Origin of the sequence: Anaeromyxobacter sp. PSR-1 (assembly GCF_000964525.1) — a bacterium.
Taxonomy (GTDB): domain Bacteria; phylum Myxococcota; class Myxococcia; order Myxococcales; family Anaeromyxobacteraceae; genus Anaeromyxobacter.
In genome coordinates, this window is the sequence record NZ_BAZG01000105.1 from 1 (window position 1) to 14,257 (window position 14,257).

10 protein-coding genes and 1 pseudogene are annotated in these 14,257 nt (G+C 76.0%); 9 read left to right on the forward strand and 2 right to left on the reverse strand.

Annotation, left to right across the window (positions count from 1 at the left end; genetic code table 11):
* The 3 genes from PSR1_RS14950 to PSR1_RS14960 all read left to right on the forward strand — a co-directional run.
* Positions 1 to 588 (forward strand): hypothetical protein (locus PSR1_RS14950; protein WP_059438305.1); only part of this gene is annotated, 588 nt, incomplete at its 5' end.
* A 202-nt stretch (positions 589 to 790) separates the two neighbouring features.
* Positions 791 to 2,374 carry a cache domain-containing protein gene (locus tag PSR1_RS14955; protein ID WP_059438306.1) on the forward strand — a complete coding sequence of 528 codons (1,584 nt, stop codon included), beginning with the start codon at positions 791 to 793 and terminating at the stop codon, positions 2,372 to 2,374.
* A 44-nt stretch (positions 2,375 to 2,418) separates the two neighbouring features.
* Entirely contained in the window at positions 2,419 to 3,477 is a 1,059-nt protein-coding gene (locus tag PSR1_RS14960) for an NADH:flavin oxidoreductase/NADH oxidase (protein WP_059438307.1), read from the forward strand.
* A 70-nt stretch (positions 3,478 to 3,547) separates the two neighbouring features.
* Here PSR1_RS14960 and PSR1_RS14965 read toward each other — a convergent pair whose 3' ends face one another.
* The gene (locus PSR1_RS14965; RefSeq protein WP_059438314.1) at positions 3,548 to 5,842 is read right to left on the reverse strand and encodes a nitric-oxide reductase large subunit; all 2,295 of its coding nucleotides are present in this window, start codon (positions 5,840 to 5,842) and stop codon (positions 3,548 to 3,550) included.
* A 188-nt stretch (positions 5,843 to 6,030) separates the two neighbouring features.
* On the opposite strand from PSR1_RS14965, the gene PSR1_RS14970 reads away from it, so the two are divergent.
* The 5 genes from PSR1_RS14970 (at position 6,031) to PSR1_RS14990 (ending at position 12,936) form a co-directional block, all read left to right on the forward strand.
* Positions 6,031 to 6,882, forward strand: coding sequence for an MBL fold metallo-hydrolase (locus tag PSR1_RS14970; RefSeq protein ID WP_059438308.1), 852 nt, complete (start codon positions 6,031 to 6,033; stop codon positions 6,880 to 6,882).
* A gap of 60 nt (positions 6,883 to 6,942) precedes the next feature.
* On the forward strand, positions 6,943 to 8,112 hold the full coding sequence (locus tag PSR1_RS14975; RefSeq protein ID WP_059438309.1) for a class I SAM-dependent rRNA methyltransferase: 1,170 nt from the start codon (positions 6,943 to 6,945) through the stop codon (positions 8,110 to 8,112).
* Between the two features lie 126 nt (positions 8,113 to 8,238).
* On the forward strand, positions 8,239 to 10,386 hold the full coding sequence (locus tag PSR1_RS14980; RefSeq protein WP_059438310.1) for a cyclic nucleotide-binding domain-containing protein: 2,148 nt from the start codon (positions 8,239 to 8,241) through the stop codon (positions 10,384 to 10,386).
* Between the two features lie 10 nt (positions 10,387 to 10,396).
* On the forward strand, positions 10,397 to 12,175 hold the full coding sequence (locus PSR1_RS14985) for an ATP-binding protein (RefSeq protein WP_059438311.1): 1,779 nt from the start codon (positions 10,397 to 10,399) through the stop codon (positions 12,173 to 12,175).
* Between the two features lie 83 nt (positions 12,176 to 12,258).
* On the forward strand, positions 12,259 to 12,936 hold the full coding sequence (locus tag PSR1_RS14990; RefSeq protein ID WP_059438312.1) for an O-methyltransferase: 678 nt from the start codon (positions 12,259 to 12,261) through the stop codon (positions 12,934 to 12,936).
* Between the two features lie 22 nt (positions 12,937 to 12,958).
* Here the strand turns inward: PSR1_RS14990 and epmA are convergent, their stop codons facing one another.
* Positions 12,959 to 13,981, reverse strand: coding sequence for an EF-P lysine aminoacylase EpmA (gene epmA / locus PSR1_RS14995; protein WP_059438313.1), 1,023 nt, complete (start codon positions 13,979 to 13,981; stop codon positions 12,959 to 12,961).
* 70 nt (positions 13,982 to 14,051) lie between these two features.
* Between epmA and PSR1_RS15000 the strand changes: the two are divergent.
* Positions 14,052 to 14,257 (forward strand): annotated as a pseudogene (locus PSR1_RS15000) (hypothetical protein); the annotation flags it as partial.

Here is a 14,257-nt window from a genome sequence, read left to right on the forward strand (position 1 = left end):
GTCCAGCAGGTCCGCGCCGCCGCCGCGCGGTGCCCCGGGCGCCCGGCCGGCGCCGCGGCGGGCTTCCTGCTCGTGCGGGCGCTCGTCGGGCGCGGGCTGCTCCGCCTCCCGGGCGGCTTCCTGGGCGCGTGGCTCCTGGCGCGGTCGGCGCCGGCGCGGCGCGGGTTCGGCGCGGCCTCGGCCGCGCTCCGGGGCGCGGCGGCGCGGCTGCGCGACCTGCGCGGCGGCGCCGAGCCGAGGGCGACGCAACGCCGGCGGGGGCCGGAGGTGGTGGAGGTGAAGAGCCCCGCCGAGCTGGAGGCGGGGGTGGCGCGCGGGCGGCCGGAGCCGACCTACCGCGATCGGGCCGACCGGAGCGGGCCGCACATGCGGCGGGAGCCCGGCGCCCGCACGCCGCGCGCGGACCGGCCGGCGCTCCGGACGCCGGGGAGCGAGGACGTGGCGCCGCGCGCCGGGTTCGACGCCCCGGATCCTGGCGCGTCGGTCCGGGCCTCGGAGTTGGGTGCGGTCGAGCCGCGGGAGGGCGAGCCGGGCGGCGAGGACGAGGTGGAGCCGGGTGCGCGCGAGCCGACCGGCGACGGCGGGTGACCCGCCCCCCGGCACCCCGACCCGGAGGCCCGACCCACCCGCCCCGAGACGAACCCTACGTACGGGTGAGCGCGCGGCGCGCGGCGCGCAAACCGCTGAAAATGCTCACTTACGCTCCGGGTGGAACAGACCCGTGCGGGATGGCGCACCCATCGGCACGAACCTTCCATTGGGCTCGGGCGGGGAGCCCCCTGGAGGACGGATGCTGCACGCACTCGCCAACCTGTCGATCTCCACCCGCCTTCGCCTGGTGCTGTTCGCCGGGGCCGCCGGCCTGTTCCTGCTCTCGTGGCAATCGGTCCGCGTGCTGGAGGCGCGCATGCTCGCCGAGCGCCAGGCCAAGGTCCGGGCGCTGGTGGAGGCGGCGCAGGCGCTCATCGAGCACCAGGGCGCCCGCGCCGTCCGCGGCGAGGTCTCCGCCGAGGAGGCCCGGCACGCGGCGCTCGACGCCCTGCGCGCGCTCCGCTACGACGGCTCCGAGTACTTCTGGGTGAACGACCTCGAGCCGCGGATGGTCATGCACCCGACCAACCCGCAGCTCGACGGGCAGGACCTGTCCGGCTACCGGGACCCGAACGGCAAGCTGCTGTTCCAGGAGTTCGTCCGCACGGTGCGCGCGCGCGGCAGCGGCTTCGTGGACTACCTGTGGCCGAAGCCGGGCAGCACGGTGCCGGTGCCGAAGATCTCCTTCGTGGCGCAGTACCAGCCGTGGGGCTGGATCGTCGGCTCGGGCCTGTACGTGGACGACCTCGACGCGGCGGTCCGGAGCGAGGCGCGGCGCGTGCTCGGCACGGGCACGCTCATCGTGGCGGTGATCCTGGGCGGCGCGGCGCTGGTGGCGCGCGGCGTCCGGCGCTCGCTGGCGCGCGCGGTGCGGGCCGCCGGCGCCGTGGCCTCGGGCGACCTCACCGTGCGGATCCCCGACGCCGCCCGCGACGAGCCCGGCCGCGTGCTGGGCGCGCTGTCCGGCATGGCCGACCGCCTCTCCGCGGTGGTGGGCGAGGTCCGCGGCGCCTCGGAGGCGATCGCCTCGGCGGCCGAGGAGACGCGCACGGTGGCGGGCGCGCTCGCGGAGGCGTCGAGCGGGCAGGCCTCCGACGTGGCCCGCTCCAGCGAGGCGGTCCGCGAGCTGGTCACGGAGATCGACGGCGCCGCCTCGGAGGCGCGGGCCACCGACGCGCTGGCGCGGCGCGCCGCGGACGACGCCGGCGAGGGCGCCCGGGCGGTGCGCGAGACGGCGCTCGCCATGCGGGCCATCGCCGAGAAGATCGGCGTGGTGGGCGAGATCGCCTACCAGACGAACCTGCTCGCCCTCAACTCGGCCATCGAGGCGGCCCGCGCCGGCGTGCACGGCCGCGGGTTCGCGGTGGTCGCGACCGAGGTGCGGCGCCTGGCCGAGCGGAGCCGCGTCGCCGCGCACGAGATCGGCGAGCTGGCCGGCGGCAGCGTGGCCGCGGCCGATCGCGCCGCCGAGCTGATCGCGCGCGCCCTGCCCTCCATCGGCGCCACCAGCGAGCGCGTGCAGCGCATCACCGAGGCCGCCGGCCGGCAGCACCAGGCGGCGCGCGCCATCGGCGAGGTGCTCCACGGGCTCGCGGGCGCGTCGGAGCGCCAGGCGGCCGCCTCGGAGGAGCTGGCCGGCTCGGCCGCGGCGCTCTCCGACAACGCCGAGGAGCTGGCCCGGACGGTGGGGTGGTTCCAGGTGCCCGAGGCGAGCGGGGCGATCGCGCCCGCGCCCGCGCCCGCCCGCGCAGGGCCGCGGCACGCGAGCCGCGAGGCTGCGTGAAAGTGCCGCTTGCGCACGGGGCGCGGCGGCGTTCCATTTGAGCCATGCACCTCTTCAGCCCGCTCGCGCTCCGCTCCGTCACCCTCCGCAACCGCATCGCCGCCTCGCCCATGTGCCAGTACTCGGCCACCGAGGGCCGGGCCAACGACTGGCACCTCGTCCACCTCGGCGCGTTCGCCACCGGCGGCGCCGGGCTGGTGCTGGTCGAGGCCACCGGCGTCGAGGCGCGCGGCCGCATCTCGCCGCTCGACCTCGGCCTGTGGGAGGACGGGCAGATCGAGCCGCTCGCGCGCATCGTGCGCTTCGCCGAGGCGCAGGGCGCGGCCATGGGCATCCAGCTCGCCCACGCCGGCCGCAAGGCCTCCACCGCCGCCCCGTGGAGCGGCGGCGGGCCGGTGGCGCCGGCGGACGGCGGCTGGCAGCCGGTCGCGCCGAGCGCGGTGCCGTTCGCGGACGGCTACCCGGCGCCCGGCGCGCTCGACCTCGCCGGCGTCCGGGGCGTGGTGGACGCGTTCGCCGCCGCCGCGCGCCGCGCCCGCGCCGCCGGCTTCCGGGTGGTGGAGGTGCACGCCGCGCACGGCTACCTGCTGCACCAGTTCCTCTCGCCGCTCACCAACCGCCGCGCCGACGCGTACGGCGGCAGCTTCGAGAACCGGACGCGGCTGGTGCGCGAGGTCACCGCGGCCGTGCGCGCCGCCTGGCCGGAGGAGCTCCCGGTGCTGGTCCGCATCTCCGCGACGGACTGGGCGGAGGGGGGCTGGGACGCCGACCAGTCGGTGGAGCTGTGCCGCGCGCTGAAGGGGCTCGGCGTGGACCTGGTGGACGTCTCCACCGGCGGGCTCGTCCCCGGCGTGAAGATCCCCGCCGGCCCCGGCTACCAGACCGCCTTCTCCGAGCGGATCCGGCGCGAGGCCGGCGTCGCGACCGGCTCGGTGGGCATGATCACCTCGCCCGAGCAGGCGGACCACGTGATCCGCTCCGGCCAGGCGGACCTCGTGCTGCTCGCCCGCGAGCTGCTCCGCGACCCGCGGTTCCCGCTCCGCGCGTCGAAGGTGCTCGGCCACGAGGGCCCGTGGCCGAAGCAGTACCTCCGCGCGAAGTAGCGCCGGGGGCAGCGCTCAGGCGCGAGCGCCGGGGGCAGCGCTCAGGCGCGAGCGCCGGGAGCGGGCGCGCTCAGGCGCGCCCACCTGCCGGCGCCTCCTCGTCCTCGGTGACGTCGGTGGCGCCCTCGTCCACGCGGCCGGTGCGGCGCAGCGACCAGCCGGTGGCGAGCCCCAGCACGAACCAGCCCAGGACCAGCGCGCCCGCCGCGAACACCGTGTCGCCGGGCACGCGCAGCCAGCGGAGCGTGTTCATGAGCGGCGTCTGCATGAACTCGGCGCTGCGCGCCCACCAGGTGCCGGTCTCGACGGCGGCCCAGGTCTGCAGGATGCCGACCGGCAGCACCGAGATCATCACCATCATCGCCAGCCCCACGTTGATGAGCCAGAACGACCACGCGATGGGGCGCTCCTTCCACGCCGCGCCGGGCCGCAGCGCGCGCAGGCAGAACAGCATCAGCCCGATCCCGAGCATGCCGTAGACGCCGAACAGCGCGGCGTGGCCGTGCACCGGCGTCGTGTTGAGCCCCTGCATGTAGTAGAGCGCGATGGGCGGGTTGATGAAGAAGCCGAACAGCCCCGCGCCCACCAGGTTCCAGAACGCGACCGAGACGAAGAAGTAGATCGGCCAGCGGTACGCGCTCACCCAGGTCCGCGCCCGGGTGAGCCGGATGTTCTGCCAGACCTCCAGCCCGACCAGCGTGAGCGGCACCACCTCGAGCGCGCTGAACGTCGCGCCGAGCGCCATCACCGAGGACGGCGTGCCCGCGAAGTAGTTGTGGTGGAACGTGCCCACGATGCCGCCCGCCAGGAACACGGTGGTGGAGAAGAACGTCGCGCGCGTCGCCTTGTCCGGGTGGAGCAGCCCGAGCCGCACGAACAGGAACGCGATCACCACCGTGGCGAACACCTCGAAGAAGCCCTCGACCCACAGGTGCACCACCCACCAGCGCCAGTACTCGACCACCGCGAGGTTGGTGGTGCGGCCGTACATGAGCCCGGCTCCGTAGAACAGCGCGATGGCGAGGCTGGCGAGCACGAACAGGAGCAGGAGCGGCCGGGTGGCGCTGGGGCGGCGCAGCGCCGGCCAGAGCGCGCGCAGCATCAGCCCGAGCCACAGGAACAGCCCCACGAACAGGAAGATCTGCCAGAAGCGACCCAGGTCCACGTACTCGTAGCCCTGGTGGCCGAACCAGTACCAGCTCTCGCCCCCGAGCCGCTGCATCACGGACAGCCACTGCCCCGCGAGCGAGCCGACCACGATGACGAGGAGCGCGAGGAACAGCAGGTTCACCCCGAGCCGCTGGGCCGGAGGCTCGTGGCCCGACACCGCCGGCCCGACGTACAGGCCGGTGGCGAGCCAGGTGGTCGCGATCCAGAAGATGCCGAGCTGGGTGTGCCAGGTGCGGGTCACCGAGTACGGCAGGATCTCGGCGAGCGGGAAGCCGTACAGCTTCGAGCCCTCCACGCCGTAGTGCGCGGTGAGCGCGCCGAGCGCGATCTGCACCACCAGCAGCGCGGCGGCCACCCAGAAGTACTTCACGGTGGCGCGCTGGCTCGGCGTGGGGCGCAGGCCGAACAGCGGGTCGCGCATGGGCAGCTCCTCCGCGACCGTCTCCGGCTCCTTGCGGCCGCCGTGGTACCAGACCAGCGCGCCGATGCCGGCGAGCAGCAGCACGAAGGAGATGACGCTCCAGACCACGGCCTGGCCGGTGGGGCGGTTCCCGACCAGCGGATCGTGCGGCCAGTTCTGCGTGTACGTGACCTGCTGGCCGGGGCGATCGGTGACCGCGGCCCACGCGGTCCACCAGAAGAACGCGGCCATGTCGCGCGCCCGCGCCGGGTCGGAGAGCGCGCCGGCCGGGATCGCGTACGCGTCCACGCCGTCGCGGAACACCGAGGCGTAGTGGCGCGCCAGCTCCTCGAACGCCGCGGCGCGCTCCGGGCCGACGCGGATGGTGCGCGCGTCCTCGCTGTACGTGTTCTCGTGCAGCGTGGAGCGCAGGCGCTCGCGCAGCGCGGCCTGGCGCTCCGGCGACAGGGCCGCGTACCGGCCCCCGCCCTCCGCCCGCGCCCACAGATCGAGGATGGCGTTCGCCTCGCGGTGGAGCCAGTCAGCGGTCCAGTCCGGCGCCACGTACGCGCCGTGCCCCCACACCGAGCCGACCTCCTGCCCGCCGATGGACTGCCACACGTTCTGGCCGCGCAGGATCGCGGCCCCCTCGATCACCGTCGTGCCGCCGGGACCGATCACGCGTTCCGGCAGCGGTGGCGCGGACGAGCGGATGCGGGGCGCGTAGCCGCCCAGGATGGCGAACGAGCCGGCGAGGACGAGGAACAGCGCGATCCAGTGGGCACGATAGGGCACGGCGGTCACCTCCGGCTGCAAGGTGGCACCCGCCCTCCGGGTGGGCAGGACCACACGTCGAGTGCGGGCGAATCTGGCGGCGGCGACGGCGCAGCGCCCGCCCCTCTCGGGCCTGCACCGGAGGTCACGATCGCGCGCCGCGTCGCGGGGCGATCCGGCGGCGGCGTGCGTGGTGTAGCGTTCGTTTCATGCGCGTCGGCAGGTACGAGGTCGCGAGCCTGGTGGACGCCCGCTACGCGGTGGACGGCGGAGCGCTGTTCGGGGTGGTGCCGCGGCCGCTGTGGGAGCGGCAGCTCGCGGCCGACGCCCGGCACCGCGTGCCGCTGGTCTCCCGCTGCCTGGTGGCGGTGGACCGCGACGCGGGCAGGGTGGTGCTGGTGGACGTCGGGCTCGGCGACCGCTGGGACGCGCGGCGCCTCGAGCGCCACGCGGTGGACCGCGCCGGCGTGGGCCTGGACGCGGGGCTGGCGCGCCTGGGCCTCGGCCGCGACGACGTGACCGACGTCCTCCTCACCCACCTGCACCTCGACCACGCGGGCGGCCTGGTGCGGGCCGGCGAGGGCGGCGCGCCGCAGCTGGCGTTCCCGCGCGCGGTGCACCACCTCCAGCGCCGCGCCTGGCACTGGGCCCACTCGCCCAGCGAGAAGGACGCGCACGGCTTCCTGCCCGAGGACTTCGCGCCGCTGGAGCGGTCGGAGCACCTGCACCTCGTGGACGGCGAGCTGCAGCTCTTCCCCGGCCTCGACCTGGTGGTCTCGGAGGGCCACACCGCCGGCCTGCAGCTGCCGCGCTTCGAGGACGAGGCGTCGCACCTCGTGTTCGCGGGCGACCTCATCCCCACCCACCTGCACCTCCGCCCGGCCTGGATCTCGGCCTGGGACGTCCAGCCGCTCCTCACGCTCGAGGAGAAGCGGGTGCTGATGGCCGAGGCCCTGGAGGACGACGGCGTGGTGGTGTTCGGCCACGACGCGCAGATGGCCGCCTGCCGCCTCCAGGAGGCCGACGGGCAGCCCGCGTTCCGGGAGGCGGTGGAGCTCTAGCCGCGCCGCGGTCCGATCCGGGCTGGCGTGCCGGCCCAAGCTCGGGTACGGAGTGCCGCCATGGACGAGCGGAAGGTGACGGTCACGCGCCGCGGCGCCGAGCGGATCGCCCGGGGCCACCTCTGGATCTACCGGACCGACGTGGAGAAGGCCCCGGCCGGCGCCGAGGCGGGCGACGTGGTGGCGCTGGTGGACGGGCGCGGGCGGTTCCTGGGGAAGGCGTTCTGGTCGGCGCGCTCCAAGATCGCGCTGCGGCTCCTCACCCGCGACGAGGTGCCGGTGGACGAGGGCTTCCTCGCCGGGCGCCTCGCGGACGCGATCGCGCTGCGGCGGCGCGTCTTCGAGGAGGACCGCTTCGTCCGGCTGGTGCACGGCGAGGCCGACCTGTTCCCGGGCCTGGTGGCCGACCGCTACGGCGACGTGGCGGTGGTGCAGACGCTCGTGCCCGCCACCGACCGGCGGAAGGGGCTCATCGCCGAGCTGCTCGCGGGCGCGCTCGGCCTGCGCACGGTGGTGGAGCGCAACGACGTGCGCGTGCGCGAGCTGGAGGGGCTGGAGCAGGTGAAGGGCGTGCTGCGCGGCCCCGCGCCCGGGCCGCTCGAGTACCGCGAGGGCGAGGTCCGGATGAAGCTGGACGTGCTCGCCGGCCAGAAGACCGGCGCGTTCCTCGACCAGCGCGAGAACCACCTGCGCGCCGGCGAGTACGCCACCGGCCGGTGCCTCGACTGCTTCAGCTACGCGGGCGGCTTCGCGCTCCAGCTCTCGCGGCGCGCCGCGCGCGTCACCGCGGTGGAGATGCAGCCGGTGGCGGCGGGGCTCCTGCGCGAGAACGCGGCGCTGAACCGGGCCGAGAACCTGGAGGTCGTCGAGGCGAACGCCTTCGACTACCTGCGCGACCGCTCCGAGGAGGAGCCGGCCTTCGACCTGGTGGTGCTCGACCCGCCCGCGTTCGCGAAGAACAAGGAGTCGCTGCCGGCGGCGCGGCGCGGGTACAAGGAGGTGAACCTCCGCGCGCTCCAGGTGCTGGTGCCGGGCGGCATCCTGGTGACCGCCTCGTGCAGCTACCACCTCTCGCCGGAGATGCTGGAGGAGCTGGTGCTCGACGCCGCGAACGACGCCGGGCGGCGCGTGCAGGTGCTGGAGCGGCGCGGCGCCGGCCGCGACCACCCCGAGCTCGCCGGCGTGCCCGAGACCCGATATCTGAAGGCCCTGTTCCTGCGGGTGCTCTGAGCCGACCGCCGGCGCCGGCCGGCCGCCCGCCGGGCCCTCCGGACCTGCGCCCCGGGGCCGGGTGCGCTTTCGCGCGCACCCTGGACGCGCTAGCATCGTAGGCCCCGCCCAGGAGGCGCCCACCGGATGGCCATCCGGCCACAGGACCTGTCCCGCCCGCCCGCCCCCGCCCTGGAGCGCAGCCCCCTGCTCGCCCGCCTCGACGCGGCCGGCCGCGAGCGGCTGCTGGCCGGCGCCGAGCGGCTGACGTTCGCGGCGCGCACCCGCGTGCACGGCGACGCCGACGCGGGCCGGCACCTGTACCTGATCCTCGAGGGCACCGCGACGCTCCGGCGCGAGCAGCTCGCGCTGCGCCGGCTCGGGCCGGGCGACCACTTCGGCGAGCTGGCCGCCCTGGGCGGGCGGCACCGCGGGGAGACGGTGATCTCCGACGGGCCGCTCACCGTGGCGCGCCTGTCCCCCGCCGCGCTCGCCGAGCTGGAGCGCGACGCGCCGGCGGTCGCGACCCAGCTCGCCATCGGCATGGCGGCGGCGCTCGCCGAGGACCTGGAGCGCGTGAGCGGCGACATGGACCTGCTGCTGCGCGGCCGCTCGCTGCCGCGCGCGCAGGAGGTCACGGTCCAGGTGATGGGCGAGGCGCGCCGGATCCGCACCGGCACGCGCGTGCGCGACCTGCTGCCCGAGGCCATCGACGGCGACCTGGTGGTGGCGGGGCTGCTCGGCCAGAAGCCGGTGTCGCTCGCGACGCCGGTGTTCACCGACACCACCGTGGCGCCGCTCACCGTCTCGCACTGGGAGGGGCGGCAGGTCTACGCGCACTCGCTCGGGCTGGTGCTGCTGGAGGCCGCGCACCAGGTCGCGCCGGCGCTGCGGGTGCGCATGGGCCCGTCGCTGGGCGCGCGGCAGCTCGTCGTGGTGGAGGGCGCGGACGCCGAGGACCGCGCCGGGCTGGCGGCGCGCCTCGGGGCCGGGATGGAGCGGATCGTCGCCGCCGACGCGCCGTTCCGGAGCGAGTACTGGTCCACCGACGAGGCGCAGGGGTGGTTCCTGGAGCGCGGCTGGAGCGACGCCGCCCGGCTGCTGCGCGTCCGCCGCCAGGCCACGGTGCGCCTGGTCTCGTGCGGCGACGTGTACGCGCTCTCGATGGGGCCGCTGCTGCCGTCCACCCGCGCGCTGCGCGGCTGGCGCCTCGAGCCGGCGGACGGGGACGACGGCCTGCTGCTCGACCTCGGCCGGCTCGACCCGCGCAACGGCCACGGCGCCACCCCGCGCCCGCGGCCGCGCCGGGCCGGCGACATGGTCCGCGACCACCGCGCCTGGCTCGACGCCATGGACGTGACCAGCGTGGGCGCGTTCAACGACCTGTGCATCTCAGGCCAGGTGACCCAGCTCATCCGCGTGGCGGAGGGCTTCCACGAGAAGCGCATCGGCCACATCGCCGACGCCATCGCGGCGGGGCGCGAGCGGATCCGGATCATCTCCATCGCCGGGCCCTCGTCGTCGGGCAAGACCACCTTCATCAAGCGGCTCACCGTCCAGCTCCAGATCGACGGCGTGAACCCGGTGGGCATCTCGCTCGACGACTACTACGTGGACCGCGAGAAGACCCCGCGCGACGCCCGCGGCGAGTGGGACTTCGAGGCGCTGGAGGCGCTCGACCTGCCGCTCCTGCAGGACCACGTGCGGCGGCTGCTCGCGGGCGAGGCGGTGCGCACCGCGCACTACCACTTCCTCACCGGCCGGAGCCACCCCGAGGGCGGGCCGGTGATCCGGCTGGGCCCGGGCGACGTGCTCATGCTGGAGGGGATCCACGGCCTCAACCCGCGGCTGCTCGGCGCCATCCCGCGCGCCGGCGAGCTGTACCGCGCGTTCGTCCACCCCGCCACCACGCTCCCGTTCGACCGGCTCACGCGCGTGTCGGCCACCGACCTCCGCCTGCTGCGCCGGATCATCCGCGACCGCCACCACCGCGGCTACTCCGCCGCGGAGAACATCATGCGCTGGCCCTCGGTGCAGGCCGGGGAGCGGGAGCACATCTTCCCCTACCAGGACGAGGCCGACGCGGTGTTCGACACCTCGCTCATCTACGAGCCCGCCGTCCTGAAGGTCTACGCGGAGCGCTACCTGCTGGAGGTCCCGCCCGACCACCCGGCCTTCCCGACCGCGCACCGGCTCCGCTACCTGGTGGACCGCTTCGTCTCCATCTACCCGGACCACGTCCCGCCGACCTCGCTCATCCGCGAGTTCATCGGCGGGAGCGGCTTCGAGTACTGAGAGGTTCCCCGTGCCGCCGACCCCCGATCGCCGACGGCTCCTCGACCGCCTGGGCGCGCTGCTGGACGACGCGGCGCGGAAGGGCGCGCTGCCCGAGGCCGCCGCGCTGCGCGACGGGCTGCGCGCGCTCGCCGAGGACCAGGCCGTCGCCGAGGCGGTCGCGGACAGCGCCGGCGCGCTGGTGGTGGTGCTCGACCGCGACGGGCGCGTCCTGCGGTGGAACCGCACCTGCACGCGGGTGACCGGCTGGCGCGCGGGCGAGATCCTCGGCCGGCCGTTCTGGGACGTGCTGCTGCTGCCGGAGGAGCGCGACGGCATCCGCCGGGCGTTCGCGCGGATGCTCGCGAAGGACTTCCCCAACCAGCAGGAGGTCCACTGGCGCACCCGCGACGGCGAGGCGCGCCTCATCGCCTGGTCCAACGCGGCGCTGTTCGACGCCGCCGGCGAGGTGGAGCGTATCGTCTCGACCGGCATCGACGTGACCGACCGCACCCGCGCCGAGACGGCGCTGCGCCGGCAGGCGCGCCGGCTGGAGGCGCTCGCCGAGGCCTCCCGCGTGTTCGCGGCCGGGCTCGACTACAAGACCACGCTCGACACGGTGGCGCGGCGGCTCTCCGAGCTCATCGGCGACGGCGCGCTCATCCGCGTGGTCTCCGAGGACGGCGAGTGGCTGGTGCCGGTGGCGGTGTACCACCCGTCCCCGGAGCGCGCCGCGCTGCGCCGCCGCGTGCTGCTCGCCTCGCCGCAGCGCACCGGCGAGGGCATCACCGCCGGCGTCCTCGCCTCCGGGAAGCCCCTGCGCATCCCGCACCTCACCCGCGAGATCATCCGCAACGAGATGAAGCCGGAGTACCTGCCCTACCTCGAGGGCGTCTCCAGCCTGCTCATCGCGCCGCTGGAGCAGCGCCGGACCGTGGTCGGGCACATCACGCTGATGCGCGACGCGGGCGGCGCGCCCTACACCTCCGAGGACGAGGCGCTGCTCGAGGACCTCGCCCACCGCGCCGCGCAGGCGCTGGAGAACGCGCGGCTGTACGGCGAGGCGCAGGCGGCGGTGGCCGCGCGCGACGAGTTCCTCTCCATCGCCTCGCACGAGCTGCGCACCCCGCTCACCGCGCTGCGCCTGGCCCTCGAGAACATGCGCCGGGTGGCGAGCCGGGAGGCGCTCGAGTCGCTCCCGGCCGCGTACGTGGAGCGCGTGCTCGCCACCGCGGAGCGGCAGGGCCAGCGGCTGGAGAAGCTGGTGGCCGCGCTGCTCGACGTGTCGCGGATCCACATGGGCCGGCTGGAGCTCGAGCTCGAGGACGTGGACCTCGGCCACTCGGTGGGCGAGGCGGTCGCGCAGCTCGAGGACGAGGCGGCCCAGGCGGGCTCGCAGGTCACGGTGCACGGCGAGCCGGTGCGCGGGCGCTGGGACCGGCTGCGCATCTCGCAGGTGGCGACGAACCTCCTCTCCAACGCGGTGAAGTACGGCGCCGGCAAGCCGGTCGAGGTCTCCTACGGCGCGCGCGACGGGCGCGCGTTCCTGCAGGTGCGCGACCAGGGCATCGGGATCGACCCGGCCGACCAGCGGCAGATCTTCGAGCGCTTCGAGCGGGCGGTGTCGTCGCGCAACTACGGCGGGCTCGGGCTGGGCCTGTACATCGTGAAGCGCATCGTGGAGGCGCACGGCGGCGCCGTGCGGGTGGAGAGCGCGCCCGGCGAGGGCGCGGCCTTCGAGGTGACGCTGCCGCTCCGGCCGGCCGTGCCGCTGCCGGGCGGCGAGGCCGAGCCGCCCGTGCAGCACTGACGCGCCCGGCGCCCGCGTGCGCCCCGCGCGGTGATGGCGCGCGGTCGGCGGCCGCGCCACATCCCGCCCCCGGGAGGCGCGCAATGGGATCACCTGACGTGAAGGCGTTCGGGGCCGCGGACCCGGAGCTGGCGGCCTGGGCCGAGGCCACCTACCGGCCCGAGGACGAGGTGCTGCGCGCCATCCGCGAGCGCTCGGTCGCCGCGGGGCTGCCCGCCATCCAGGTCGGGGCCATGGACGGGCTCCACCTGGAGGTGCTGGCGCGCGCCTGCGGCTGGCGCAGCGCGATCGAGATCGGCACGCTCGGCGGCTACAGCGGCGTGTGCCTGCTGCGCGGCATGGGCGAGCGCGGGCGCCTCCACACGTTCGAGCTCCACCCGGACCGCGCCGCGCTGGCGCGCCGCCACTTCGAGGAGGCCGGCGTGTCGGCCCGGGTGCGGGTGCACGAGGGCCCGGCGCTGGAGCGGCTGGCGGAGGTCGAGGCCGAGGGGCCGTTCGACGTGGTGTTCATCGACGCCGACAAGAAGGGCTACCCGGCGTACCTGGACTGGGCCGCCGAGCACCTGCGCGTCGGGGGCGCGGTGCTCGCCGACAACACGTTCGGCTTCGGGCAGGTGCACCGGGCCCGACCCCAGGGCGAGGACCCGGAGTCGATGGAGGCGCTGCGGACGTTCAGCGCCCGCCTCGCGCAGGGCGGGCGCTTCCGCGCCACGCTGCTGCCCACCGGCGAGGGGCTGTCGCTCGGCGTGAAGGTGCGCTGAGGTCCCTGGGCGCGCGCCGGCGTCAGTCCCAGAAGCCGTGCGCGGGGAAGAGCAGCACCTCCTCGATGGAGGCCGCCCCGGCGAGCAGCATCAGCAGCCGGTCGAACCCCACCGCCACCCCGCCCGCCTCCGGCATGCGCCCGACCGCCTCGAGGAACCGCTCGTCGAGCGGGTACCCGGGCCGGCCGAGCCTGCGCCGGAGCGCCTGCTCCTCGAGGAGCCGGGCGCGCTGCTCGCGCGCGTCGGTCAGCTCGGTGAACCCGTTCGCGAGCTCGAGGCCGCCGGCGTACAGCTCGAACCGCTCCGCCCAGCGCGGGTCGCCGGCCTTCACCTTCGAGAGCGCCGCCATCGACGCCGGCCAGTCCACCAGCCAGGTGGGCCGGTCCACGCCCAGGCGCGGCTCCACCGCGTCGAGCATCACCCGGAAGAAGACGTCGTCGAACGCCTCGCCGGGCGGGCCGGGATCGTGCCCGGCCGCGCGCGCCGCGCGGGCCAGCCGGTCCGCGTCGCCGGCGCACGCCTCCAGGTCCACGCGCGCGTGCCGCCGGAACGCCTCGGCCACGGTGAGCGTCTCGAACGGCGCCGCCAGCGAGAGCGCCCGGCCGTCCCGCGTCACGCGCGGCTCGCCCCCGGGGAGGAGCGCGCGGGCGGCGCCGTCCACCAGCGCCTCCAGGTCGGCCATGATCCCCCGGTAGTCCGTCCCGGCCCGGTAGAACTCGAGCATGGTGAACTCCGGGTTGTGGGTGCGCGAGACCTCGCCGTTGCGGAACACCCGGGCGAGCTGGAACACCCGCTCGAAGCCCTCGGCGAGCAGCCGCTTCATCGCGTACTCGGGGCTGTTCTGGAGCCACAGGGGCCGCGACGTCCCGCCGCCCTCCGGCACGAACGTGGCCTGGAACGCGTCGATGTGCGGCTCCATGCCCGGCGCGGGCACCAAGCACGGCGTCTCCACCTCCTCGTACCCGAGGCCGCCCAGGATCCGGCGCACCTCGGCGGAGAGGCGCGCCCGCGCCCGGGCGCTCTCCCTGCGGCGTTCGCTCTGCATGCGGCGGACTCTACCGCCGCGCCCCCGGATCCGCGCGGGAACCGGCAGGCCGCGCTAAGATCTCCGCCTCGTGAAGCGTCCACGCTCGCCCGCCGCCCTCCTCGCCGTTCCCCTGTGCCTGCTGGCCGCCTGCGCGCACCGCGCGCCGGACGCACCGGCCTCCCCTCCACCCTCGGCGTCCGCCGCCGCGCCGGGGCCGCACCGGCCGGCCGGCGCCGCCGACGCGGCGCTCGCGCCGCTGCGGGCCGGCGCCGACGCGGTGCTGCGCGCGCAGGC

Bases quoted from the DNA above. Each gene is read 5' to 3' on its own strand.
- epmA (WP_059438313.1), bottom strand. From the start codon at position 13,981: ATGCAGAGCGAACGCCGCAGGGAGAGCGCCCGGGCGCGGGCGCGCCTC.
- PSR1_RS14955 (WP_059438306.1), top strand. From the start codon at position 791: ATGCTGCACGCACTCGCCAACCTGTCGATCTCCACCCGCCTTCGCCTG.
- PSR1_RS14990 (WP_059438312.1), top strand. From the start codon at position 12,259: ATGGGATCACCTGACGTGAAGGCGTTCGGGGCCGCGGACCCGGAGCTG.
- PSR1_RS14975 (WP_059438309.1), top strand. From the start codon at position 6,943: ATGGACGAGCGGAAGGTGACGGTCACGCGCCGCGGCGCCGAGCGGATC.
- PSR1_RS14970 (WP_059438308.1), top strand. From the start codon at position 6,031: ATGCGCGTCGGCAGGTACGAGGTCGCGAGCCTGGTGGACGCCCGCTAC.
- PSR1_RS14960 (WP_059438307.1), top strand. From the start codon at position 2,419: ATGCACCTCTTCAGCCCGCTCGCGCTCCGCTCCGTCACCCTCCGCAAC.
- PSR1_RS14980 (WP_059438310.1), top strand. From the start codon at position 8,239: ATGGCCATCCGGCCACAGGACCTGTCCCGCCCGCCCGCCCCCGCCCTG.